The organism is Larkinella bovis, from assembly GCF_042655385.1.
Lineage (GTDB): Bacteria > Bacteroidota > Bacteroidia > Cytophagales > Spirosomataceae > Larkinella > Larkinella bovis.
In genome coordinates, this window is record NZ_JBHSMA010000006.1 from 32,396 (window position 1) to 55,981 (window position 23,586).

A 23,586-nucleotide genomic window follows, 5' to 3' on the forward strand; every position below is an offset into this window, starting at 1 on the left:
AGGCAGACACACTGTTTTATCGTCAGGAAGGGGCTCATCTAGATGGCCGGAAAAAGGTTAGCTTACCAGATCTGAAATTGTTGAATAAAGAGTTGTTTATATTGCCGGCCCAGCGGTACGGTATACTTGCCAACCGTAATTTCCCGGTCCGAAAAGCCCTCAACTTTTTTGATATGAACGGCATAAGACCGGTGAACCCGCGCTAGCTGCATCTCACTTAAACGGTCGAGTAAGGTGCTGATTGTAAGGCGAATGGCGTATTTTCGGTCGTGGGTGACGATGGTTGTATAAGCGCCGTCGGCTTCCAGATACAGAATATCTTCCAGTAATATTTTAACGAATTGATAATTATGCTTTATAAAGATAAGATTATCGATGCGCAGAATCGTCTCCCGCGAGGGCGAATCCCGTTCCAGAATACTATTAAGCTCCACGCTTTCATCCGCCGGGGCCAGCTCCAGCTTGTGAGAAAAGTTATAAAGCGCGAGTTCAATGGCAATCCGGAGATTGTTGATGAGGACCGGTTTGGTAAGATAAGCCGAGGGCAGGGTCGGTTTCGCCCGGTCCAGCGTCTGTTTATCAGACAAGGCGGTTGTATAAATAACCGGTACGGGCCGAACTGCCTGGATTTGCGCGATGGTTTCAATCCCGTCCCAGTCACCCTTTAACTGAATGTCACAAATGACCAGATCAACCCGTTGGGTTTTAAACAATTCCAGCGCTTTTCGGCCGTTATTGGCAATTCCGACAACGTAATAGCCTTCTTCCTCAAGCGTATCGGAAAGATCCATAGCCAGAATCGCTTCATCTTCAATTACTAAAATCTGGATTTGGCTTCTTTCCATGCTATTCCCGGGAAATATTGGTAAATTACCAGAATATTAGTGATATAAAAAGTTTCATATATTCTATTTGAATACTTTTTCTTCCATTACCAAAATCAGCCGTTCAGGTACCAATATAAGTCGTTAGTAGCCATTTATCAGCATCTATTTTTTGGAGAATTATATTTGTACAATTATTTTGTAAGTAACTGTATTTGCACCTTTTACCAGAATTGTAGAGTATGTTAATTCCTGTCCCTACTACTTCGAGTTCGGTTCCGTCTGATTCAGTTTTACAATTGTATTTTCGAGGCTCCCGCCAACATTTTTTTCAGACGTCTGATTTAATTTGTTTGCAGGGTGATGGTAATTATACCTGGCTGCATTGGCGCAACCAGCCTTCCATCATTATGCCTAAAACCTTGAAACAACTGGCTTCCATGCTGCCTGCCGACCGCTTTGCCCGTGTCCACCGGAACAGCATTGTCAACTGCCAGTACGTCGAAAGCCTGGAACGATCAAAAACCGGTGCCGGAACCGTTCATCTGATCGATGGAACGGTATTGCCCATTTCGCGTCGCCGGTGGGAAATTATTACCAATGTGCTGGCTACTGTGCCGATTAAATAACAAAACCGGCCAGTCCGGTCAGTTGCGTACCAGAATCCCTTTTCTCTGTCAGAATTATAAATCATGCTGCTCATCAACGACTCATTACTCCAGCGCCCGATTCATTTAGTAGACATCGTTTATATTTATACTGAAAAACAGACGCCGTGGATCGTTTTCATGGACGATACTACGCAACAGTGTGTGTCGGTTTCAGGCTCCCTAGAAAACTGGGAAAAGCAATTGCCTGAATTCTGGCGAATCAACGAATCGTATCTGATTAACCCGGCCTTGATTTACCGGTTTCATCCGGCCGAACTACCGCATTTCCCGCTGCCATTGATCGAACTCATTACAGGACGTACGTTTGCCGTAAGTCGCCGGAAAACCAAAACCGTTCTCCAGAAATGGAATCGGTTGCAGCGGTCCATTCTATCCTGAGAAACCTACAATACAAGCACAAAAAAGCGCGATACCGTTGGATATCGCGCTTTTTTGTGACAAATCAACCCGGTTGTTGACCCGGCTTATTTGATGGCGAACGAGCCTTCACCGATCCGGAACCCTTCTGAGTAAAACTCAATGGTGTATTTACCCGGTTTGTAAGGAACCGTGCCCCGGTTGTAGGTTAGCTCCACATTCTGGTTATTGTTGGTAAATGGAACGGTTTGTTTAACCGTATAAATCTGTTCTTCACCGTTCACCTGGAACGTGCCGGAGCCGTTGGCCATATCGGAAACTACCGCGCCGGAGGGATCAAGAACCCGAACATAGACTTCTTTTTCTTCCTGCTTCGTCAGCGGATTTTCGGGCAGCGTGTAAACGACTTTTAGTTTATCGACGCGTTTTGATTTGACTTCATCCTCGGTCGCATCGCGTTGTTTGCCCTTGGCATTCAGCGCGAATACGCGAACGTTCTGCGCCTTCAGGGCGGCTGCGCGCGTCACTTTTTCCGACAAATCTTTGTTAACCGTCGCAATCGTGCTTACGGAGTCCTGCAAAGACTGTTTCTCGGTTTGCAACGTGGTGTTAGCGTCCGCCAGGGTCTGGTTGTTGGTAACCAATAGCTGGTTTTCATTGCGCAACTGAGCGATCAGCGTGTCTTTTTCAACCAGGTAGGCTTCGTATTGCTTGATTTTCGCTTCGTACTTCGCAATCGAAATGCGTTGACCTTTGCGCAGATTGGCTTTATCGCGTTCCAGATCAGCTTTTACGCGCTCCAGATCCGTGATATCGCCCCCCAGTTTCTTAACTTCGGCAATTTTAGCATCCAGCGCGGTCGAAATAGAATCCAGTCGCGTACGGGTTGTGGCCAACTCTTCAACGCGGCTGGCAATTGTTGCCTCCTGGTTTTTGCCGACTTCTTTCTGTTCGTACAACAGGTAACTAGACACACCTGCCAGTATGGTCATGATCACTAAGGCGGCTACGAGCGCGCCATTGGCTCTTGGCTTATTGTTTTCCATAACTACTTTGTGCGGTTTGAAATGAATTAGACAGAATTAAACAAAAAATGTGTAAAAAATTGTCATTCAATCATGTTAGGGTTAAATCAACTCGCCTGAATTATCCTCAACGCGAATACATTGTATCCATAACGGGAGGTTTTATAAAGTTAGTGTATTACCGAATTAAATTTTATTAAAATGCTCTTTGGGTTTACTTTCGTTCGATTTCGGGAAAAACTATCCAATATAACCGTCTTTATGCCGTAAATGTTATGTAAAACATCAAAAGAACCCAAGAAGGTTCCTGCCTCCCGATTATGCCCGAACTACCCGAAGTTGAAATTTACCGTCGTTACCTCGAAACGTCCTCGTTACACCAGCCCATCGAAGCCATCGAAGTCGAAGATGTTAACCTATTGACAACGCCGTTTTCGACCTTGCAGGAAGCGCTCGTCGGACGCTGGTTTACCGGCACCGAACGGGTGGGCAAAAACCTGTTTGTGCTGACCGACGGCCCGGATAATTCCAGCGAACCGGTCGTGGTGCACATGCATTTCGGAATGACCGGCGATCTCGAATATTACCATTCATCCCTCGACCGGCCTAAGTATGCCCGCATCGTTTTTCACTTCCGGAATGGCTTCAACCTGGGCTTTATCTGTCCCCGAAAATTCGAGCGGATTGGCCTGATTGAAAACATAGATACTTACTTGAAACGAAAAAAGATTGGCAAGGACGGTCTGGAGATTACGTTTTCTGAGCTAACGGGACAGATCCATCGGAAAAAAGCGCTGATCAAGCCGGTTTTAATGGATCAGCAGACCGTCGCTGGTCTGGGCAACTGGATTGTCGATGAAGTGCTGTTTCAGGCCCGGATTCATCCCGAAAAACCGTCGGATCAACTAACCGATGATGAAATCCGGCATCTGCACGAAGCGATTCAGTTCGTCCTAAAAACTGCCATCCGGCATGAAGCGCAATACCGGGATTTTCCGGTCGGTTTTCTGATCCACGTTCGGGAGTGGGACGATTCGCCGTACGACGACGTGGAAGCCCACAAATTTTGCCCGCGCTGCCAAACCCGGATCACCAAATCCGAAGTAGGCGGCCGGACCACCTACTTCTGCCCGAACGAACAACGGCTTTAACGTACCCATTCCCTCCGGTCCGTGAAGATTCTGCGGTTAAACCAGGGGCGAAAAGTACGGACTCCGGTCTGTGAGTGCGGAAAATCGGAAAAAATACCGTTCTTGCGACTTCCTAATCCTTGAACCACCTTGGCTACTGTACTTCCTGAATTTCGCGCGGGTCGGCTGATGTCGATGGACGCCTACCGCGGTTTCGTCATGTTTCTGATGGCCGCCGAAATCCTCCACTACGGACGCATTTCGGAAGCCCTGCCCGATAGCGGTTTCTGGCGCTTCATGGCCCACCACCAGGACCACGTCGAGTGGTTTGGCTGCACGCTGCACGATCTGATTCAGCCGTCTTTTTCGTTCCTGGTGGGGGTTGCACTGCCGTATTCCATCGCCAGCCGGCAGACGAGGGAGGCTTCGTTTGGCCGTATGTTTCTGCAAACCCTGCGTCGTTCCCTGACGCTCATTCTGCTCGGGATTTTTCTGCGCTCGGTGGGCCGTAAACAAACCAATTTCACGTTTGAAGACACGCTGACCCAAATTGGCCTGGGGTATCCGTTTCTGTTCTTGCTCGGTTTCCGGTCGGCCCGCACGGTCTGGCTGGCGTTCGGTGTCATTGTCGTGGGCTATTGGCTGGCGTTTGTTTTGTATCCCCTGCCCGGCCCCGATTTTTCGTACGAAGCCGTGGGAGTACCCGCCGACTGGCCTTACCATCAAACCGGTATTGCCGCTCATTTCAACAAAAACAGCAACCTGGCCTGGGCCTTCGATACCTGGTTTCTGAACCTGTTTCCGCGCGCTAAAACGTTTCTCTACAACGGCGGGGGCTACGCGACGCTGAGTTTTATTCCGACACTCGCGACCATGATTCTGGGTTTACAGGCCGGGAAGTGGCTACGCAGCGGTTTATCCAATGCCGACCTTCTGAAGCGGTTTTTGATCGCGGGCGTCGTCGGTCTGGCTATGGGCTGGTTGCTGACCATCACCGGCATTAGCCCCTCTATCAAACGGATCTGGACGCCCGGCTGGGTGTTTTTCAGCGGGGGCTGGTGTTTCCTGCTGCTGGCGGCTTTCTACTACATCATCGACGTGCGGCAATGGCGTGGCTGGGCGTTTCCGCTCGTCGTGATCGGAATGAATTCCATCGCCATTTACTGCCTGGTCCATCTCATCGACCATTTTATCATTGATACGTTCAAGACGCACCTGGGGCAAACGGTTTTTGAACAATTCGGGCCGTACGAAACACTGGTGAGCGGGGGAGCTGCCCTGCTGGTGTTCTGGTTGCTCTTATACTGGATGTACAAAAAGAAACTGTTTATTCGGGTTTAGCGATGCTCAAAACCGCCCTTCGACTTTTGCTATGTCTCACCATGCCGGTTTTGGGTGGGATGACGTTTCTGAAACCGCCCAAACCGATCGTGCTGGCGTATGTGGGCGGTTTCCGGGGCGTGGTCGATGCGGATAACATCATGGCCGAAAAACTGACGCACATTAATTATGCGTTTGTCGATGTCAAAAATAACCGAGCCTGGCTGCACAATCTGGCGACAGATACGACCAATTTTCGGAAACTGAACGGGTTGAAGAAACGCAATCCGGCGCTGAAAATCCTGATTTCGATCGGGGGCTGGGCCTGGAGCGAGAATTTTTCGGATGCGGTTTTGAGCGATACTTCCCGGCAGGCGTTTGCCCGTTCGGCGGTCGATATAGTCCGGCAGTATGACCTGGATGGCGTCGATATCGACTGGGAATACCCCGGAATGAAAGGGGAAGACAATGTGTTCCGGCCCGAAGACAAGGAGAATTTCACGCTCATGTTCAAAGCCCTGCGCGAACAGCTGGACGGTTTGAAACAGCAAACCGGAAAACCGTATCTGGTGACAACGGCCCTACCCGGGTTTAAAGAAATTTTTACGCATACGGAAATGGGAAAGGTGCAGGAGTACCTCGATTTCATCAACGTCATGTCGTATGATTTCTACGTCAGCGGCCCAACCGTGGGGCATCACACCAATCTGTTTCCGGGCGGTGGTGTCGCGAATGAACCCTCGGGGGATCGGGCCGTTCAGCTTTACCGGGAAGCGGGTGTTCCGATGGAGAAGCTCGTTTTAGGGCTTGCTTTCTACGGGCGCGGCTGGCAATTGACCACTGATAATCACCAGGAAGTGCCCCGGCAGGCTGTGAAAACCAACCGCGTTGGCGGGTTCACGTTTATCAAAGACAGCCTATTGACCAATCCGGCATTTGTTCGGTACTGGGACAAAAAAGCAAAAGCACCGTACCTCTACCAGCCGGAGCAGAAGTTTTTCATCTCCTACGACGACGAAGAATCGGTACGGTACAAATGCCGGTATACCCGTAAAAAGGGCATGGCCGGGGTGATGTTCTGGGAGTATTTTAACGATCCGAAAGGCTACCTGCTGACCGAAATCAATCGCCAGTTTCCGTAAGCGTTACGAAAATTCGTAGAAACTGCGGTGGCTCAATTCCACCAGTGATGCAAACGTGGCCTCGTGCAGTTTCCGCATGCTGAAACCGTGTTCTTTCAGGTAATGCAGGCCGAGTTTCCGCACCAGACGATGGTGGGGCACCTCCGGACTCTCCACGTGTTCGATGAGGTAGTTCGGGAAATAACCGTATACCTCGTCCGGGGCAATGCTGTAGGGCGCCGAATCCATTTCCGGCGCGTATTCCAGCGTGGTCAGGAAGTACTGCGTGCCCGGCGAGGTCAGTTCTTCCATTTTCTGCAGGTACCCGACCCGCAAGGGAAGCGGTAACGCAACCAACGAAGCCCGGTCGTAAACGAGGTCAATCTCACCGACTTCTTCGGGCGTTAGCGCGAACAGATCTTTGCAAAAAATGGTCAGATTGTTCGAAATATACCGCTCCCCCACTTTTTCATACGCAAGCTGGTTGTCCGCAAAGAATTGCAGGATAACGCGCTCGGCCTGTTCCACCCCGACGACACGATCCGCAAACTGACTGAAATACACCAGGTCGAGCGATCGGCCGCAGAGCGGCACAAAAACCGTCTTTTCCATCAACGCAAAAGGCGTCAGGTGTTTCAGTACGTACGGATGAACGTCCTGGCGGTGAAAGCGGGCGTTGGATGCTTCCCGCGATGCTGCCCAGACTTGCTTTTCCATTAGTACTCGTTGTTGTTCTTTGTTGTTCAGTAGTGTTGTTGTTTGTCTTTCGACGCTACAAAGTTGGCAGATCAAACCGCGTTTTGGTAGAGGGAATGTACGGTTTTGTAAAAACAGGTACTTCTACGTACCGAAGGGGTATTCCGGGAGAGAAACCCGGATAGCTGCCTATTTGAACGAAAAAACTTCATTTTTTCATCCGTTGGCACAGGATTAACAGCTTTTGGTACAGGATTAACAATCGGTCTGCAAACCGCTGCGGACCTTTGGGGCAGGTTTTATCGTCTAAACACCCCGGTTCTATGTTCCACATTTTACGTATCCTCAGCCTACTGCTCCTGGCAGCGCTGCTGCTGAGTTTTCCGGCCCGGAGCCAGAAAGTATTTTATGTCACCCCCAGCGGTTCGGGGGCCAGCGACGGCAGCAGTTGGGCCACCGCCTACGCGGGCACTCAGTTGCAAAACGCCATCGATGCGGCCAGCACCTACTGGCAAGCTCACCAGGACCAGACGGTGATGGTCTGGGTGGCCGCCGGGGTCTATAAACCCACCACCGACAACAACCGAAACATCAGCTTTACCATGCGCGACCACGTGGGTATCTACGGCGGTTTTGTGGGTACTGAAACCGCCCTCAGCCAGCGCCCGCCCATCACCCTGAGCCAGCCCTCCAGCACCACCCTGAGTGGTGACATTGGGGAGCCGGGCAACCGGGGTGATAATACGTACCATGTGATAAATAATGATGACATCACCCTGGGCGAATCGGCCATCCTGGATGGGTTTGTGGTGAGCGGAGGGAATGCGGATTATTCTACAGGGGGAGGTATCCGTAATGTAGGGACCTCCTGTCGGCCGGTGATCCGCAACTGCTCGTTTCAAGGCAACAAAGCCTACCTAGGGGGGGGGGTGTATAATTTTGGTGCCTCCCCCCAGGTATCCAACTGTAGTTTTATCGACAATCTCGCGTATGTCGATCAGAATGCGGGAGCCCTGGGAGGAGCCGTTTTTATCACTTTAGCATCCAGCCTTCCGAGCTTCCCCTTCGTCAATTGCCTGTTTCAGGGGAACACCGCTCCCCGTGGAATGGGCGGCGCCATCTACCTGGATATCAACCAACCAATTCGAGGATCCTTTCTCATCAGCACTAACTGTACATTTGTGAGTAATACCGCCATGGATGGAGGAGCTGTCCAGCCAAGTACTACTAATATTCAGGCGACATTACAAGCCACCAACAGCCTGTTCTGGGGCAATGGCGGGGCAAATACCTTCTATGGCGTTTTTCTAACTGCCACTAATTGTCTGTTTGACGAATCGGTAACAGGCTACTCCGGCGATGGCAACCTGACGGCCACTACCCGGCCCTTCGAAAGTGAAACCAACCCCCAGCTGACGTTCTGCTCCCCCGCTGTCAATGCGGGCGACCCCGAAAGCACCACCGCCACCAGCGGAACCACCGACCTGGACGGCAACCCGCGCTTCGTCGGCGGCCGCATCGACATCGGGGCCTTTGAGTTTCCGGGCGAGCTGGCCATCACCCAAACCCCCGTTTCGGCCACTTCCGTCTGCGCCGGGAGCACCATCACCGTGCCCGTGGCCGCCACCGCCACCACCGCCATCACCTACCAGTGGTTCAAAGACAACAGCCCCCTGACGCCCGCCCAGACCACCGCCACCCTCAGCCTCACCGGGGTGCAACCCCAGGATGCGGGCAGTTATGTGCTGGTGCTCACCACCGCCTGCGAGTCACTGACCACCACCGCCTTTCAGTTGACGGTTAATCCCAGTCCAGACGCCCCCGTCCTGAGCCTGGCCCCCAGCATCCCTCAGCCCATTCTGCAAAACACTCCCGCCGTTAGCCTGACGGTGACCGGCTGCGCGGGCGGCACCATCAGTTGGCAGGGACCCACCAGCGCCAGCGGCACCGGCACAACCATTTCGGTGCCTACCTCCACCACCGGAACCCTGGTCTACTCGGCCACCTGCACCCTGAATAGTTGCGTCAGTCCGGCTGGTTCCTTCACGGTGACCATCAGCCCTCCTCTGGTCACCGGCAACTTCGATGGTTACATCTACGGCGCCGACTGCGGCACCTTCCGGGGCTGGACCTGGGACCGGGGCAAACCCAACACCGTCCAGAGCGTCGATATCCTCGATGGGGCCACCTTCATTGAAACCATCCCCGCCAACGAGTTCCGTCAGGACCTGAAAGATGCCGGCAAGGGCAACGGCATCCACGCCTTCCGCTGGAACATCCCCGAATCCTTGAAAGACGGGCAGGTGCATTACCTGTCGGCGCGGGTGGCCGGCAGCAGTTTCTATTTGAAAGATTCGCCCAAGGCGCTGGTCTGTGCCGGAGGAACAACGAGTCCGCCCAACAAAGCCCCCGTGGCCCCGACGGTGTCGGCCCTGACGGCCCAGCAGGGGGTGGCTTTCAGCACTGTGTTGCCGGTGTTCACCGATCCGGAAGGCAGCACACTCAGTTACGGACTCATCACCTTGCCGACCGGTTTAAGCTTCACCAGCGCCACGCGGCAGCTCGCTGGTACGCCCACCCAGATCGGGGTATTTGTGCTGAGCTATTCAGCGACCGATGAGCCGGGAGCGACCAACTCGGTGAGCTTCAATCTGACGGTGCATCCGGCGGCCAGCACCCCGGTGACGGGCAGTTTCGAGGGGTATCTGGACAAGGTGGAGTGTGGCACGATCCGGGGGTGGGGTGGGTGTGGGACCGGAACAAACCCAACACGCCGGTGTCGGTGGAGTTTTACACCGGCAGCACGGTTTGGGGCAGCACGGTGGCCAACATTTACCGGGTGGATCTCTTGAATGCGGGGAAGGGCAACGGGGTACATGCCTACAGCTTCGAGGTCCCGGCGGTGTTGAAAGACGGGGTGACGCGCTCGATCCGGGCGCGGGTGTTGGGTTCAACCTACGATTTGAAGGATTCGGGCAAACCGCTGACGTGTAATAACCCGGCCCGCTTGTCGGCGGAAGCGGGTTCGGAGCTGCAGGTGAGGGTGTTGGGTAATCCGGTTTCAACCCAGCTTCTGGTTGACATCCGGGGAGCGGAAGGTCAGTCGCTGCGGCTGCAATTGAGCGATGCCAGCGGTCGGCTGGTGGACCAGCGGCAGATTGAAGCGGCTAAACCCGTGGAGCAGCAATCGTTTTCGGTGCAGGACAAACCGGGAGGCTTGTATCTTCTGCGGGTGAGCAGCGGACAGAAAACCGTGACGGTGAAAGTGGTAAAGCAATAAAAGATAGAACAACCAAACTAGAAAGGCGCGGGTTGATGACCTGCGCCTTTCTAGTTGAGAGCCTGTCCGGAGCGGGAGAAAATGATGGTTTCACCGCACCACCTCAATCTTCAGAATCCGGTTTTTAATCGTTCCATCCGTAATCACCGGTTCGGCATAATAATGGATACGCATCTGCATCCCGTCCCGGATCGGAATTTTCGTGTCGCCGTTGTTTTGAAAACCGGCCGCGCTGCCCCCGCCCCGGATGTAATAGCCGAATGTAACGGTATCGACCTTAAAACCTTCATACTGATAATTCTGCCATTTGCCATCGGCCTTCCTGTCGCGCCATTCTTGCTCCCAATGACCCGATACCCGGCCTTCGGCTTTCAGACAGTCCGGGGCTTCAAGCTTGTTTTTCAGGTGGGTGTAATCCCAGTAAGGAATCCCGAACGTCACGGCCACCAGGATGCTGGTGATGGTCAGAAAACCGTAGCGGTATTTCCAGGAACGGAAAAAGAGGAAAACGATGAGGGTAGCCACTACGAAACCGGCCGAAATGTACGCCCAAAGCCACTCTTCATAGCCTTCGGCCGCGAGGTCGTAAACGGTGGTGTATTGCATAAAAATTAAAGGCGGGAAGATGTTTCTTCCGGTTTGGGTACCAATGCGTGGTAAGTCCCCAAGGCCTTTGCAACTAAAAAGACGCTGATGAGCGTCAACACCGCACCCATCAGAAAGGGTGCTCCCGGAAAATACACCGGCGCTTCGGGTTTGGTAAAATACGCAAACAGATGCGTCATTAGCAAGGGGCCGACGATGGACGTCATGCTTGCCAGACTCGTTAACGCGCCCTGCAGTTCGCCCTGTTCGTTGGGCGGCACCTGCGATGAAATCAGGCCCTGCACCGCCGGACCGGCCAAACCGCCCAGCGCGTACGGCAGCATGAACGCAAACATCATCCAGCCTTCACTGGCAAAGGCAAACAGCGTAAACCCAATCGTCGAAAAGGCCAGGCCCGTAAAAACGGCCCGGCGTTGGCCCAGCTTCGGAATCGCAACGCGAATGACGCCCCCCTGCACAATGGCTACCGTCAGCCCGATGAACCCGAGCGAATAGCCCACCCAGGCTTCGTTCCAGTGGAATTTTTCGATGGTATAATAGGTCCAGATCGATTGGGGCGCCTGGGCAGCAACGTACAGTAAGAACATCGAACCCACCAGTCCGACAATGGCCGGATAGCGTTTCAGGCGGCTCAGCGAACCGATGGGATTGGCCCGTTTCCAGTCGAACGCCCGGCGGTGATCCGGGGCCAGCGATTCGGGCAGGATAAAATACCCATAGATGAAATTCAGAAGCGACAGGCCCGCCGAAATCATGAACGGAACCCGGCTGCCGTACTGGCTGAAAATACCGCCAATAATCGGCCCCACGATAAAGCCCAGCCCAAAAGCCGCCCCGACCAGCCCGAAATTCTGCGCCCGCTTCTCCGGCGGACTCACGTCGGCGATGTAGGCCGATGCCGTCGTGAAACTGGCCCCGCAAACGCCCGCTACAAACCGGGCTACAAACAGCCAGGCAATGCTGGGAGCAAACGAACAGAAAATGTAATCGGCTCCCAGTCCGAACAGTGAAATCAGCAAAACGGGCCGCCGACCGAAGCGGTCGCTCAAACCGCCCAGAATCGGCGCAAAAATAAATTGCATGATGGCGTACGAGAAGGTAAGCCAGCCGCCATATTCCGAAGCTTCGCTGATGTTTCCGCCGGTTAGCTCCTCAATCAGGCGGGGAACGATGGGAGCAATCACCCCGATGCCCGTGCAGTCAATCAGAATGGTAATGAAGATGAACGTCAGCGCCCGGTTGCGTTGTGGAGCCATGCGGTAAAATTTTGCCCAAAGTTACGGCTTTCTGCCCATTTTTGTCACGAAGTAGCTGAAACCATTTCCCACATGACAACACTCGAAAACGACGTTCTGAAAGTGAGCATTCGCCCGAAAGGGGCCGAATTAACTTCGATTTATAACAAACAAACTGGTATCGAACACCTCTGGCAGGCCGATCCGGCGGTTTGGGGCTGGCACGCGCCCAATTTGTTTCCGGTTGTGGGCGGCACAATCGACAACCAGATTCTGGTCGACGGAAAACCGTATCCGATGGAGCGGCACGGTTTTGCCCGCCAGTCCGACTTTGCGGTGCTGGAAGCGACGCCGACGAAGGCGGTTTTCGCGCTCACGGCCAATGAAAAAACGCTGGCCGTTTATCCGTATCGGTTTGAATTTCAGATTGAATACCGGATCGAGAATACCGTATTGACGATTGTCTACCGGGTGATCAACCCGGAGGCCAGGCCGTTGTATTTTGCGGTGGGCGCGCACCCGGCTTTTGCGGTGCCCTTTCTGCCGAACGAAAAATACGACGACTATTACCTGGAATTTCAGAAGGAAGAAGCGCTGGAACGACACCTGCTATCGCCGAAAGGCTATTTTACGGGCGAAACCGAACCGGTTTTAGCGGTCGGGAATCAGTTGCCACTTACAACGGACTTATTCGATAACGACGCGCTGGTGTTCAAAAACCTGGATTCGCGGGTGGTGACGATTCGGAGCCGCAACCACGATCGGGCCGTGACGGTCAGTTTTCCGGCGTTTCCGTACCTGGGCATCTGGGCAAAACCGGGCGCATCGTTTGTCTGCATCGAACCCTGGCTGGGTTACGCCGACCACGAAGGAACGCTCCGGCCATTCGAAGAAAAAGAAGCCATTCGAACCGTGGAGCCGAACGGTTTTTTCGAAACCGGTTTTACAATTGGTGTCTAAAACAGAAGCGGTCGGGAAGAAATTTCTTCCCGACCGCTTCATCGAACGATATTTAGGACAGTATGAGCCGTTCCGTCTCCACTGTTCTTTGTCAACTCTTAGCGTTTTTCCGTCAGCAGGTTGAAGAACTCATCCAGTTTCGGCAACAGCACGATTTCGGTCCGGCGGTTGGCCTGACGACCAGCTTCGGTGGTGTTTTCAGCTTTGGGGATAAATTCCGAACGGCCACCGGCGGTCAGACGGGTCGGAGCCACGCCAAACTGCGTTTGCAGGGTCCGGACTACGGATGTAGCGCGCATAACGCTCAGGTCCCAGTTATCTTTCAGGAATTGGGTCGAGATCGGGTACACATCCGTGTGGCCTTCTACCAGGACATCCAGGTTGTTGTGGTCGTTGATCACCTGGGCTACTTTGCCCAGAACCGTCTCTGCCTGTTTGTTTACGACGTAGCTGGCTGAGGGGAACAGCAGTTTGTCAGAGATAGAAACGTAAACAACACCTTTTTTCACTTCCACCTGTACATCGCTGTCGTTGATGTCCGAAAGCGAGCGCTTCAGGTTTTTTACCAGCAGCAGGTTGATCGAATCCCGGCGTTGGGCCGACGAAGACACGTTTGACAGCGTTTCCAGCGATTTCCGGATGCTTTCGGCACCGGCTTTGCTCACAATTGACAGGTCAGCCATCCGATCCAGCAGGTTCGTGTTGGTTTTTTTCAGATAGTCCAGCTGACTTTGTAAATCGGAAATCTGGCCGTTTTTCGTGGTTAATTCGGCATCTTTCGTACCGATGGTACTTTGCAGGCTAGCGGTTTTTTTGCCGCAATCTTCCAGTTCAAGTTTCATTTTATCGTGAACGGTCTGCAATTCAGCTAAACGCTTCTTGCTCGAACACGATGAAATAACGGTTACGATGGCAAAAGCAAACAGGATATTCTTCATGTGACTAGTTAGGAAAAAAAAATTATTTTGGGATAAATGCTTACGCTCTGCAAGTTACGAAGCAATTAGGGAAGGTAACAAATAGATTTTTGGATTATTTCCACTTTTAAGTTTTTTCTAATGATTTTATCCATTAAAACCGGGCCAATGCTTTTTCCGATACGGTCTGTCCAATCGAAAGCGACGAGGTTGCGGCTGGTGACGGAGCATTGCAAACGTTGATCGCCCGCTCGGTTTCCAGGATTGCGAAATCATCGAGTAAACCGCCCGTCCGGTCACAGGCCTGCGCCCGTACGCCCGCTCCGCCCTCGATCAGATCGTCTTCCTGAATGGCCGGAATCAACGCCTGCAACGCTTTGGTAAAGGCCGCTTTCGAGAATGACCGGTACATTTCGCCCAGCCCGGTTTCCCAGTATTTGGCGGCCACTTTCTGAAAACCCGACCAGCTCAGGGTCTCGAACAACTCCTTCAGGTTGATATCGGACTTCCGGTAGCCTTCGCGCTGAAAGGCCAGCACCGCATTCGGACCCGCTTCGATGCCCCCGCGCATCATGCGGGTGAAGTGAACACCCAGGAACGGAAAGTTCGGATCAGGAACGGGATAAATCAGGTTGCGGACGAGGTATTGTTTTTCGGGCCGGATTTTGAAGTACTCACCCCGGAACGGGATGATGCGCAGATCGAGCGGCTGCCGCTGGGTCAGTTGGGCAATTTTGTCGGAGTACAACCCGGCGCAGTTGATCACCAGCCTGGTTTCGTAGGTAGCTTTCTCGGTGACCACCACCGACAGCGTGTTGCCCGTCGTAATCTGGATCACTTTTTCACCCAGCCGGATTTCGCCCCCCAGTTCGCGCACTTTCTGGGCGTATTTTTCGCAGACCTGCCCGTAATCGATGATGCCCGTCTGCGGCACCCATAGGCCTTCGACGCCCCGGACATGGGGCTCAATTTCGTTCATTTCCGCCTGCGTCAGCTTTTTGAGCCCTTCCAGTCCGTTTTGCCGACCGCGCTCGTACAGATTGTTCAGCAGCGGGACTTCTTCCGGTTTCGTCGCAACGACGATTTTGCCGCAAAGCTCGTAGGGCACGTTCTCCTGTTCGCAGAATTCGAGCAGCATCCAGTATCCCCGGATGCAGTTCGTCGCCTTCAGGCTCCCCGGTTTGTAATACAGGCCCGAATGAATAACTCCGCTGTTGTGGCCGGTCTGGTGGGCCGCCAGGTGGTTTTCTTTTTCCAGCACAATGACCGAAAGAGTGGGCCGTTGTCGCTTGATCTGCAAGGCCGTCGCCAGTCCTACGATGCCGCCCCCGATGATAATGATATCCGTCATGTTGTCTTACATTAAGTTGGAAAAGAAACTTTACCCATCGTGACCGTCGGGACGCCCTGCCGGTTTCCGAACGAGGTGTGACCGCCCGCGACGGCTTCGTTCGCCAGCACCGCAAACAAAACGGCCTCTTTGGCGTCGCCGGAAATTCCCAGTTCGTCAGTTTGGGCGAAATGAAAACCGGGCAATAGTTCGCGAATAGCGCCGGTCAAAACCGGGTTATGCATGCCGCCCCCGCTCCAGTAAACCGTGTAGGCATCCCCCGGTTTGATTACGTTCTGAATAGCTTCGGCAATGGTTTCGGCACTGAACCGGGTCAGCGTCGCGATCAGGTCTTCAGGCGGCACAGCATCGGTCTGGCTGCGTTGCCGGACCTGGTGGACATAATCCAGACTGAATAATTCCGGGCCGGTGGTTTTGGGAAAGGGGGCCTTGAAAAACGGATCATTTTTCAGGCTTTGGAGCAAACCGGGATGAACGGTTCCGCGCGCGGCAATCCGGCCATCGGCGTCGTAGGGCTGGTTGAAAAGCTGCCGCGTAAAGGCATCGAGGAGTGTGTTCCCGGGGCCGGTGTCGGTCGTAAACACTTCGTCGGCGCTCAAATTGCCGGGCAGGTACGTAAAATTGGCAATCCCGCCCATGTTGAGCATCAACCGGTTTTCGCCTTTTTTCGAGAAAATAAAATAATCGCCGTAAACTGCCAGTGGAGCGCCTTCGCCCCCTTTGGCAATGTGTTTCTGGCGGAAATCGCTGAGCGTGATGATACCCGTGGTCACGGCTACGTGGTCGCCATCGCCAATCTGAAGCGTGGCATTCGGAAATTTGTCGAGCCGGTGCAGGATTTTGGGCGCGTGAAAAACCGTCTGTCCGTGGCTGGCCACGAGGTCTACCTCGGTGGCTGCCAGGTTCCACCGACGCAGGCAATCGGTGACCATTTGGCCGTGAATCCGTCCAATCCAGGCATTCAGCAGACACAGATGTTGAAAATCGATTTCTTTTTTGGCAAAAACTTTCCGTATTTCCGCCTTCAGGTCGTCGGTATACGGGACGGTTTCAAAGTGCGTCAGCGAAACGCTGGTTTCGGGACCGTATCCTTTGATGTGACACAGGGCCACATCCAGACCGTCCATCGACGTGCCCGACATGAGTCCGATGATCCGGCGTTCGGCGCGTTGCGCCAGTTCATAAAGGCGTTGTATCTGGATATTCATAGCGGGGCTTGGGTTGGCAAAAGTACCAACTGGAAACTGGAAATCGAAGCGGTGAACCACGACAACCGAAAACAGTAAACGGCAATGTGGCTGGGAGAAGAACAGTTTGATTTTTTTGAAGGCGTATTTTTTCAAACGCTGGGCCGGTCGGTTGAGGTTCTGGAAGCGCGGTATTTAGGCGGAGGCAGCATCAACACGGCCGCGCAGGTTTTCTCGTCGGAAGGTTTGTATTTCGTCAAGTGGAACCCCGACGAGAATGCGGAGATGTTCCGTTGCGAGGCCCGCGGGCTGGAACTGCTCCGCTCGACGGAAGCGATCTACATTCCGGAAGTGATGGGCTACGGGCAGTACCGCGATAAGTCTTATCTGGTGCTGGAATACATTGACCCGGTTGTACCAAAAAACAACTACTGGGAATCATTCGGGCAGTCGCTGGCGTTACTACACTCACACACACAATCGAAATTCGGGCTCGGTTTTGATAATTTTATCGGATCGCTTCCGCAGAGCAATCAATTAACGGACAACGGCATCACGTTTTACGTGGAGCAGCGACTTCAGCCACTGGCCGGAATGGCACTGTATAAAGGGCTTCTTTCCAAGGAATTATACGGTCAGTTTCAAAAGTTATACCAGCATTTGCCCAATTTATGGCCCGTTGAACGGCCGGCGCTGTTGCACGGCGATTTATGGTCGGGTAATGTCATGGTAAACGAACACGGCGACGTGGCGCTGATCGATCCGGCGGTGTATTACGGATTGCGCGAAGCCGAACTGGCCTTTACAACCCTCTTCGGCGGTTTCGACGAGCGGTTTTATGACGCCTACGACGAAGCCTTTCCGCTGGAAGACGGTTTTCAGGAACGCATTCCGATTTATAACCTGTATCCGCTGCTGGTGCATCTGAATCTGTTTGGAACCGGGTATCTGAGCGGAATTGAGCGGGTATTGAAAAGATTCTGAAGGGTCTGAACGGGGATTCCACAGCTTGATGATTAGCCAGGATATAAAATAGAATCTTCGTTAATCATTGACTCCTTTCCCGGTTCAAGACGGTATGTATATATGGAAATTAACTCATTCGAAGACTTTAAGCTCAACCGGCAGTTACTGAACGCCGTCGCGGAAGCAGGTTATGAGCAGCCGACACCCATTCAGCAGCAGGCCATTCCGCTGGCGATGGCGGGGCATGATGTGCTGGGTATTGCGCAAACCGGTACGGGAAAGACGGCGGCTTATATTTTGCCCCTGCTCATGAAAACCAAATACGCGCAGGGCCACCATCCCCGGGTGCTGATTCTGGCCCCGACGCGCGAACTGGTGATGCAGATCGACAAGGCCATTGCCGAATTGGGAAAATACACCGACATCCGGCACGTGGCCCTTTATGGCGGCATTGGCCCGAAAGCGCAGATTGAAGCCGTTCAGAAAGGGGTCGATATTCTGGTGACAACACCGGGGCGGTTTTCGGATATTTACGGGCGGGGCGAAATCGTGGTGAAACACCTGAATACGCTGGTGATGGACGAAGCCGACAAAATGATGGACATGGGCTTCATGCCGCAAATCCGGAAAATTCTGGAAGTAATTCCGGTCAAACGGCAGAATATGCTGTTTTCGGCGACGTTCCCGACCAAAGTGGAAGAGCTTTCCTACGAATTTCTGGAATTTCCGATGCGGGTGGAGGTGACGCCCCAGGCATCGACCGCCGATCGGGTGACGCAGAAACTCTATGCCGTTCCCAATTTCAGAACTAAAATCAATCTGCTGGCGCATTTGCTGGGCGACGAAACCGCCAACCGCGTGATTGTGTTTGCGCGAACGAAAGAAACCGCCGATAATATTTATAAATTTCTGGCCCGCAAAGTCATTGCCGACGACCGGATTCGGGTGTTACACGCCAACAAAGGCCAGAATACGCGGATCAACGCGATGGAAGCATTTAAAGAGGGCAACATCCGTGTGCTGGTGACGACCGATGTGACGGCGCGGGGCATCGATGTCAACGAGGTCAGCCACGTCATAAATTTCGATGTACCGCTGATTTACGAAGATTACGTACACCGCATTGGCCGGACGGGCCGCGCCAACCGCACCGGCGAAGCCATCACCTTCATGACCATCGCCGAGGAGTACCACATTGCCAAAATCGAGAAGATTATCCGGATGGAAATTCCGCGTGAATCCATTCCCGAAGCCAATCTGATCACCGAAACGCCGTTCGACGAGCAACAGGAATACCTGCGCGAAATCGATAACCAGCGCAAAAAAGAAGACCCGACGTTCAAAGGGGCGTTTCACGAAAAGAAAAACGCGCCGACCAAAGGACATTCCGCTCCAAACCGGGGCAAATTCTCCAAATCGCCGGTCGCACGGGGCCAAAAAACCAAGTCCGGCCCACCGCGTCGCCGTCGCACGTAACCGATTGTAAGGATTTTGTACTAAATTGATGCCCCTTTACGTTCTATCACAGGTAGTACGTTTAACGTTACATGAATAATCGGACAAAAGGATTGCGGTTTTTAAGCCTGTTGCTTTGTCTTCCGATGGGCGTTATTGCCCAATCCGGACATCTGGCCAGTTCGGCCCGAAATGTAGAAGCGGGAAAAGGAGATACGGTTGTTGAGGTTTCAAAAGCACCCAATCAGGCCACCGTTAACCTGCTGGTGGCCCCTTTATTTGGCGAAAAAGCCAAGACAAAGGAGCACATCGCCTGGGAAATCCGGTTTTTGACCGAATGTGACCAGAACTTCAGCAACCGGAAGGAAGCCAGCCAGTTTTTTTCGACCCGGGCCTGGGAATACCTAACCGAAGGGCAACTGGATACGGCGGCCTACCGCTTCAACCTGGCGTGGCTGCTGGACGATAAAAATGCCGATACGTACTGGGGCCTGGGGGTGATCTGTTACCAGCAGGATAAAGACCCCGAAGCAATTCGTCTGCTGAAAAAAGGGCTGGAAGTCGCCGATACGAACGCCGTGCTGATGACCGATCTGGCTACGGTGCAGCTCAAATACTACAAGGAAAACAAAGACAGCGAACAACTCGACGACGCAATTCAGGTACTTCAGAAAGCGCTGAAATACGACCAGACGAATCCGAATACCTTCATGCGCTTGTCGTGGGCCAGCTTTGCCAAAGGCGAGTATGCGGCCGCCTGGGACAATCTGCACAAAGCCCGTGCGCTGGCGATGGATTTGTCGGCCGTTGATTTCTCGTATCTCCAGGAATTGCTCCAGAAAGCGCCCGATCCGAAAGGGTTCTTCAAATAGTGTACCCCGGTGCCGCCCTTTTGAATAGTCTGTCACAGGCTGGTCAGCACGGATTTTAGACCGTGGGTCTTTAGGCCATCGCTGTCTGCGCTTTCCGGGGATCTCCCTTCTTTTTCTCTTTGTAATACCGGATCGTGCGTCCGATCAGGATGCCACCGATAAGGCCCGGTAGTGTCCAGGCGGCTAGATCGACCAGAAAATGATGGACGGGCAAAAACCGGGTGTTCACCGTCATGAAAGCCGTTACCGTGGCGATGTAGGAACCCGACATCCGGGTGATGTGTCCGTAAAACCACTCCATTTTGCCATTGCGGGCTTTCTCCGGATGCCGAAACAGGATGATATCGTAGCGGGCATTGGCAAACAGCAGTCCCGCAAAGAAGAAATACAGCAGGCCAAAAACCGATAACGTTCCCGTCGAAAACCAATGCATAACGGCTTGAACTCCCAAACCGGCCATGACCAGCGACGAACCCAGCGCCAGATAAGCCACCACCTGATCGGTCCGTGAAAAGGGCACCTTCGATTTTTTCAGCCGGAGAATCCGCCGACCCGTGAAGCAGAAGTAAAAACTCAACAGGGCAATGAACAGCAGAAAAACCGTACTGGGTTTGAAAAATACCAGGTAGATGGCCGTCAGGCAGACGGCGCCCATGCACCAGTAAAATATCCGGCCGGAAACGGTATGCAGGCGGTTTCCTTTTTTTGTAAGCATGGGAACCAGACCGACGAACAAGGCTAGAAAACCGGCCGCGATATGGAGCATTAGCGTGAGTTTGACGAGAAGGTTCATGACTCTTACAGCGTTTGGAGGTGTTCAGTTCGTTGAAACAAACCTAGTCGGAGTCTGGTGGCGGGACAAATTTTGGGGGTAGACCGTCCTGATTTGGGGCGTTTGGCAAAGGCTGGGAGCGTTGACAAAGCCGCCGGGACGTTTGGCAAGGATTACGTCAGTGCTTTGAGATGCGCCACGAGCGTGTCGTTGTATTTGCGGGCCACCGGAATCTGGAACAAACCGTGGTGCAGGTGGAGTTTGTAGCCCTGGGCATTGCCCGTCACTTTCTCAACGTTTTCCAGATTGACGATGAAAGACCGGTGGCACCGGACAATCGTAGGGTGAACCGGGACCGGGCTGTGGGGCGTTGGGTGCGCATGGAGCTGTGTTTCCAGGCGGCTGAGGCTGCTGCGGAGCAGGGTTTTGACCGGCTGGCGGTCTTTCAGATAAACAACGGTTGAATAATTATCGCTGGATTCGATGTACAGCAGATCGGAGGCCAGCAGGCTCAGGCGGTCTTTTTCGTTTTCGGCCGTTACGGTAAGCCGCGGTTTTTCGGCCTCAATTGGGGCGGTTTTTTCGGGATGTTCACGAACCGCCAGCTCCCGGGCCGACTGGCTGTATTTTTTGAGCCGGATGATGTAATTGACCACCACCAACCCCGTCGCTGGAAAAACCCCGATTACGAACGTAACCAGCAGCATGCCGGGCAAATCGGGGCTATAGGCCGACGTACGGAGTTGCCAGTGAAGATACAGGTAGTTGGCAACGCCGATCAGGGTAATATGAATGGTGATCCAAAGAATTTCGCGGCCCACCGTCCAGTGTTCGTTAGTGAACCGTTTCGGAAACAGAACCGGCGTGACAACCGTCACGAAAGCCGTCACCAGAAACGAAATCAGGCCGAAGCCCAGAATTTTGGCGGTTTTATACGGGGTGTCCCAAAGCGTCAGGCCAAAAGGTTGAAAGATGAGCAGAAACAGCCCCACAAAAACCCCAATCCAGAAGGCTTTGATCCACCTTCGACGGAGTGAATCTTCGCACGGATACGGTTGGTTCAGCAAGTGCCGCATACCAGACAGGCGAGGAGAGACAAGCAAGTAAAGACCAAAAACAAAGGGGTATGCTTTTGACTTTACTCCCTTATCTATTCGTTAGAATAACTTCCAGTTCGAAATCTGATCGATAAAATAGGGAATAACCGGCGGGTAGAGCAGGATGACCACCGTCACCCCGAAAATGGCACCGTATAAGTGAGCGTCGTGGTTGATGCGACCCCGGCCCCGCTGCGATTCGTAGAAGGAATAGCCCATGTAAAGCGCTCCGAAAATAAAACCGGGAATCGGAATGATGCCCATAATGAGAATCTGGGCGGTGGGCTGAAACATGATCGAGCCGAACAGCAGCGCCGACACCCCGCCCGATGCGCCCAGTGAGTTGTAGTTTGAGCGATTGCGCTGCCGAATCAGGGTCGGAATATCGGAAACCACAATCGAAACCAGGTAGAAAATCAGCAGATAAAGGGCTCCCGCTTCGCCGAACAACGCCCGGAACACCTGTTCGAGCGTACCTCCGAAATAAAAGAGCGTGATCATATTAAAGGCCAAATGGCCCAAATCGGCATGGATAAAGCCCGAAGTCAGCATCCGGTACCACTGCCCCCGCTGGAGTATTTTCTGAGGATTCAGCAGCAGACGTTCCAAAAACGAATCGTTTTGCCAACCGTACAGACTAACGATAATGGTAATGACGATTATTGCAAGCGTAACATTCATATAGATTGGTCGGTGAGTAATGGGGTTGAGGAATCAGCTTTCCCGGCCAATGAGTTGCTCGGCAAACTCAGTCAGGAGTGCTTTCCGGGCCGGGTCGGCGGCCACTTGTCCGAAGCTGGCGAAGCCCCGCGTAAAATAATCATTGATCCGGGCTTCGGTCAGTTGCCGAATACCCAGCTGGTCATAAATGGCCGTCACGGCCCGAACTTTTTCCGTTTTGTCGAACTCCGTCGCACTGAGCCAGCCGGACAGTTCCGTTTTCAAATCACCCTGCGCCTGTTGCAGGGCTTCGATGAGCAAGAACGTTTTTTTGTTCGCGATGATGTCGCCCCCGACCTGTTTCCCGAATTTTGCCGGATCGCCGTACACATCCAGCAAATCGTCTTTCAGCTGAAAACCGAGTCCGATGTTGATGCCGCCTTCGCGTAGCAACGCGCTGTTTTCGTCGTCGGCCCCGGCAATAATACCGCCCATTTCGAGCGCAAAACCCAGCAAAACCGATGTTTTGAGCCGGATCATTTCAATGTATTCGGCCTCCGTGACATCCCAGCGGGTTTCAAAGTTCATGTCCAGTTGCTGGCCTTCGCAAACTTCGGCCGCCGTACGGTTAAAACGGGTCAGTACTTTTTTGAGGTACTGTGTTTCTACATCCAGCAGCAAACCGTAGGCATTCACCAGCATAACGTCGCCCGACAGAATCGCGCTGTTGTTGTTCCACTTTTCGTGCACCGTTGGCTGGCCCCGGCGCAGGGGCGCCTGGTCCATGATATCGTCGTGCATGAGGGTAAAATTATGGAATACCTCCACGGCGATAGCGGGTTTCAGGGCTTTCCGCCAGTCATCGCTGAAAAGATACGTAGCCATGAGGGTCAGCAGCGGCCGCATTCGCTTACCGCCCAGATTCATGATGTATCGGATGGGTTCGTATAATTCCACCGGTTGCTGGCCGTATTCCGTCTGTTGAATCTCCTGATGAAGCGCTTCTAGAAAGACAAGCGGGTTGGTCGTTTGGGTCATGGCTCAAAAATACGGAAAACTGCCTGAATAGAAGGTACGAGTGAAG

General features: G+C 53.2%; 23 protein-coding genes. 11 read left to right on the forward strand and 12 right to left on the reverse strand.

The genetic code is table 11. The features are described from left to right. Positions 1 to 62 precede the first annotated feature (62 nt). Complete coding sequence (locus tag ACFPMF_RS18330; protein ID WP_379848034.1) at positions 63 to 845, reverse strand: response regulator; 783 nt, start codon at positions 843 to 845, stop codon at positions 63 to 65. Between the two features lie 221 nt (positions 846 to 1,066). Between ACFPMF_RS18330 and ACFPMF_RS18335 the strand changes: the two genes are divergently transcribed. Beyond that, the gene (locus ACFPMF_RS18335; protein ID WP_379848036.1) at positions 1,067 to 1,453 is read left to right on the forward strand and encodes a LytR/AlgR family response regulator transcription factor; all 387 of its coding nucleotides are present in this window, start codon (positions 1,067 to 1,069) and stop codon (positions 1,451 to 1,453) included. Positions 1,454 to 1,516: 63 nt separating this feature from the next. Continuing rightward, entirely contained in the window at positions 1,517 to 1,873 is a 357-nt protein-coding gene (locus tag ACFPMF_RS18340; RefSeq protein ID WP_379848038.1) for a LytTR family transcriptional regulator DNA-binding domain-containing protein, read from the forward strand. A gap of 86 nt (positions 1,874 to 1,959) precedes the next feature. Here the strand turns inward: ACFPMF_RS18340 and ACFPMF_RS18345 are convergent, their stop codons facing one another. Continuing rightward, the gene (locus tag ACFPMF_RS18345; RefSeq protein ID WP_379848040.1) at positions 1,960 to 2,898 is read right to left on the reverse strand and encodes a hypothetical protein; all 939 of its coding nucleotides are present in this window, start codon (positions 2,896 to 2,898) and stop codon (positions 1,960 to 1,962) included. 299 nt (positions 2,899 to 3,197) lie between these two features. Between ACFPMF_RS18345 and ACFPMF_RS18350 the strand changes: the two genes are divergently transcribed. From ACFPMF_RS18350 to ACFPMF_RS18360, 3 genes are all read left to right on the forward strand, one after another. Next, a complete protein-coding gene (locus ACFPMF_RS18350) occupies positions 3,198 to 4,028 on the forward strand; it encodes an Fpg/Nei family DNA glycosylase (protein WP_379848042.1) in 831 nt (276 codons plus the stop codon). A 129-nt stretch (positions 4,029 to 4,157) separates the two neighbouring features. Beyond that, positions 4,158 to 5,348: an acyltransferase family protein gene (locus ACFPMF_RS18355; protein ID WP_379848044.1), complete on the forward strand. Its 1,191-nt coding sequence runs from the start codon at positions 4,158 to 4,160 to the stop codon at positions 5,346 to 5,348. A gap of 26 nt (positions 5,349 to 5,374) precedes the next feature. Beyond that, entirely contained in the window at positions 5,375 to 6,469 is a 1,095-nt protein-coding gene (locus ACFPMF_RS18360) for a glycoside hydrolase family 18 protein (protein ID WP_379848046.1), read from the forward strand. Between the two features lie 3 nt (positions 6,470 to 6,472). Here the strand turns inward: ACFPMF_RS18360 and ACFPMF_RS18365 are convergent, their stop codons facing one another. Beyond that, positions 6,473 to 7,165, reverse strand: a complete 693-nt coding sequence (locus ACFPMF_RS18365; protein WP_379848048.1) for a class I SAM-dependent methyltransferase — start codon at positions 7,163 to 7,165, stop codon at positions 6,473 to 6,475. Positions 7,166 to 7,467: 302 nt separating this feature from the next. Between ACFPMF_RS18365 and ACFPMF_RS18370 the strand changes: the two genes are divergently transcribed. Together ACFPMF_RS18370 and ACFPMF_RS18375 are read left to right on the forward strand one after the other, a co-directional pair. Then, positions 7,468 to 9,996, forward strand: coding sequence for a putative Ig domain-containing protein (locus ACFPMF_RS18370; RefSeq protein ID WP_379848050.1), 2,529 nt, complete (start codon positions 7,468 to 7,470; stop codon positions 9,994 to 9,996). Beyond that, complete coding sequence (locus ACFPMF_RS18375) at positions 9,927 to 10,424, forward strand: T9SS type A sorting domain-containing protein (RefSeq protein WP_379848052.1); 498 nt, start codon at positions 9,927 to 9,929, stop codon at positions 10,422 to 10,424. The genes ACFPMF_RS18370 and ACFPMF_RS18375 overlap by 70 nt, the downstream gene beginning before the upstream one ends. A gap of 90 nt (positions 10,425 to 10,514) precedes the next feature. On the opposite strand, the gene ACFPMF_RS18380 is transcribed toward ACFPMF_RS18375, so the two are convergent. Together ACFPMF_RS18380 and ACFPMF_RS18385 are read right to left on the reverse strand one after the other, a co-directional pair. Next, a complete protein-coding gene (locus tag ACFPMF_RS18380; protein WP_379848054.1) occupies positions 10,515 to 11,030 on the reverse strand; it encodes a hypothetical protein in 516 nt (171 codons plus the stop codon). Positions 11,031 to 11,035: 5 nt separating this feature from the next. Further along, the gene (locus ACFPMF_RS18385; protein WP_379848056.1) at positions 11,036 to 12,286 is read right to left on the reverse strand and encodes a TCR/Tet family MFS transporter; all 1,251 of its coding nucleotides are present in this window, start codon (positions 12,284 to 12,286) and stop codon (positions 11,036 to 11,038) included. A 72-nt stretch (positions 12,287 to 12,358) separates the two neighbouring features. Between ACFPMF_RS18385 and ACFPMF_RS18390 the strand changes: the two genes are divergently transcribed. Further along, a complete protein-coding gene (locus tag ACFPMF_RS18390; protein WP_379848058.1) occupies positions 12,359 to 13,225 on the forward strand; it encodes an aldose 1-epimerase family protein in 867 nt (288 codons plus the stop codon). A 98-nt stretch (positions 13,226 to 13,323) separates the two neighbouring features. Here ACFPMF_RS18390 and ACFPMF_RS18395 read toward each other — a convergent pair whose 3' ends face one another. From ACFPMF_RS18395 to ACFPMF_RS18405, 3 genes are all read right to left on the reverse strand, one after another. Then, on the reverse strand, positions 13,324 to 14,163 hold the full coding sequence (locus ACFPMF_RS18395) for an OmpA/MotB family protein (RefSeq protein WP_379848060.1): 840 nt from the start codon (positions 14,161 to 14,163) through the stop codon (positions 13,324 to 13,326). 133 nt (positions 14,164 to 14,296) lie between these two features. Continuing rightward, positions 14,297 to 15,493 carry an L-2-hydroxyglutarate oxidase gene (gene lhgO / locus ACFPMF_RS18400; protein WP_379848062.1) on the reverse strand — a complete coding sequence of 399 codons (1,197 nt, stop codon included), beginning with the start codon at positions 15,491 to 15,493 and terminating at the stop codon, positions 14,297 to 14,299. 11 nt (positions 15,494 to 15,504) lie between these two features. Continuing rightward, complete coding sequence (locus ACFPMF_RS18405; RefSeq protein WP_379848064.1) at positions 15,505 to 16,701, reverse strand: anhydro-N-acetylmuramic acid kinase; 1,197 nt, start codon at positions 16,699 to 16,701, stop codon at positions 15,505 to 15,507. 84 nt (positions 16,702 to 16,785) lie between these two features. Here ACFPMF_RS18405 and ACFPMF_RS18410 point away from each other — a divergent pair, with 84 nt between their 5' ends. From ACFPMF_RS18410 to ACFPMF_RS18420, 3 genes are all read left to right on the forward strand, one after another. Then, complete coding sequence (locus tag ACFPMF_RS18410) at positions 16,786 to 17,664, forward strand: fructosamine kinase family protein (protein ID WP_379848066.1); 879 nt, start codon at positions 16,786 to 16,788, stop codon at positions 17,662 to 17,664. A 102-nt stretch (positions 17,665 to 17,766) separates the two neighbouring features. Further along, positions 17,767 to 19,122: a DEAD/DEAH box helicase gene (locus ACFPMF_RS18415; RefSeq protein ID WP_379848068.1), complete on the forward strand. Its 1,356-nt coding sequence runs from the start codon at positions 17,767 to 17,769 to the stop codon at positions 19,120 to 19,122. Positions 19,123 to 19,193: 71 nt separating this feature from the next. Then, the gene (locus tag ACFPMF_RS18420) at positions 19,194 to 19,973 is read left to right on the forward strand and encodes a tetratricopeptide repeat protein (protein ID WP_379848070.1); all 780 of its coding nucleotides are present in this window, start codon (positions 19,194 to 19,196) and stop codon (positions 19,971 to 19,973) included. A 70-nt stretch (positions 19,974 to 20,043) separates the two neighbouring features. Here the strand turns inward: ACFPMF_RS18420 and ACFPMF_RS18425 are convergent, their stop codons facing one another. From ACFPMF_RS18425 to ACFPMF_RS18440, 4 genes are all read right to left on the reverse strand, one after another. Continuing rightward, positions 20,044 to 20,766 (reverse strand): DUF2306 domain-containing protein, encoded by a 723-nt coding sequence (locus ACFPMF_RS18425; protein ID WP_379848073.1) that lies wholly within the window; start codon positions 20,764 to 20,766, stop codon positions 20,044 to 20,046. Positions 20,767 to 20,918: 152 nt separating this feature from the next. After that, positions 20,919 to 21,821 (reverse strand): LytR/AlgR family response regulator transcription factor, encoded by a 903-nt coding sequence (locus ACFPMF_RS18430; RefSeq protein WP_379848075.1) that lies wholly within the window; start codon positions 21,819 to 21,821, stop codon positions 20,919 to 20,921. Positions 21,822 to 21,902: 81 nt separating this feature from the next. Continuing rightward, the gene (locus tag ACFPMF_RS18435) at positions 21,903 to 22,523 is read right to left on the reverse strand and encodes a rhomboid family intramembrane serine protease (protein ID WP_379848077.1); all 621 of its coding nucleotides are present in this window, start codon (positions 22,521 to 22,523) and stop codon (positions 21,903 to 21,905) included. A gap of 33 nt (positions 22,524 to 22,556) precedes the next feature. Continuing rightward, positions 22,557 to 23,540: a polyprenyl synthetase family protein gene (locus ACFPMF_RS18440; protein ID WP_379848079.1), complete on the reverse strand. Its 984-nt coding sequence runs from the start codon at positions 23,538 to 23,540 to the stop codon at positions 22,557 to 22,559. Between the last annotated feature and the right edge of the window lie 46 nt (positions 23,541 to 23,586).